The organism is Mesorhizobium sp. GbtcB19, from assembly GCF_019091085.1.
Lineage (GTDB): Bacteria > Pseudomonadota > Alphaproteobacteria > Rhizobiales > Rhizobiaceae > Mesorhizobium.
In genome coordinates this window covers 1-893 of record NZ_JAGXJY010000077.1, presented here as the reverse complement: position 1 = coordinate 893, position 893 = coordinate 1, and the positions used below count along the sequence as shown (strand labels likewise).

Below are 893 nucleotides of genomic sequence, written 5' to 3'. Positions count from 1 at the left end.
GAGCAACGTCGCCTTGCTCGCCGCATACACGCTGAACCCGGGAAAACCCTTGATCGAGGCAACCGACCCGGTCATGAAGATCGATCCGCCATCGTTGAGCAGCGGCAACGCCTTCTGAACCGTGAACAGCGTGCCGCGCGCATTCAGGCCGAAGGTCGCATCGAAATGCTGCTCGGTAATCTCGCCAAGTGGAGCGGCTTCGCCGATGCCGGCGCTCGCGTACAGGACATCGATCTTGCCCTTTTCCCGCTTGACCGTGTCGAACAGGCGGTCGAGGTCGTCGAGATTGGCCGCGTCGCCGCGCACGCCCGTCACGTTACGGCCGATCAACCTGACGGCCTCGTCGAGCACTTCCTGCCGACGGCCCGTGATGAAGACGTAGGCGCCTTCTTCAACGAACCGCTTGGCGCTTGCCAGCGCCATCCCGCTCGATCCACCCGTGATGACTGCAACCTTACCGTCCAGCTTTCCCATGACTTTTCCTTTCAGGCTCTGCCTTGACCGTTCGGGGAGGCCCCGAGGAAGCTCGACATAGGTCTGCTGGCGTCAGGCGTTGAGTGCGGAAGCACGCACATCGGTGGTGCGAAATCGATCCGGATGGACGACTGACGCCAGTCGTGACGATCGATGCCCGTCGTTCGGAAGTGAGCCGCGCTCGTCGACATAGGCTATGATGACGGCCCGTATTGCTGTTCGATGTGTTAGACACAGGCTTTGGAAGGCGCACCGCGCGGTGCCGGATTGCACCATGATCGACTGGGATGACGTTCGCCACTTTCTCGCCGTCGCGCGCGGACGCTCGGTGCGCGCTGCCGCCGAGCGCCCCGGTGTGAACCAGATCGGCCTGGTGCTGGGCCACGCCTGTATCGGCCTCGATGTCGGCCCCGACGGCA

General features: G+C 63.3%; 2 protein-coding genes. One reads left to right on the top strand and one right to left on the bottom strand.

Annotated features, from left to right (window positions below; all coding sequences use genetic code 11):
• Positions 1-474, bottom strand: a 474-nt coding sequence (locus KVT37_RS31650) for an SDR family NAD(P)-dependent oxidoreductase (RefSeq protein ID WP_217578938.1), incomplete at its 3' end; no start/stop codon positions are given.
• Between the two features lie 274 nt (positions 475-748).
• Here KVT37_RS31650 and KVT37_RS33630 point away from each other — a divergent pair.
• Positions 749-893, top strand: a 145-nt coding sequence (locus tag KVT37_RS33630) for a LysR family transcriptional regulator (protein WP_254634395.1), incomplete at its 3' end; no start/stop codon positions are given.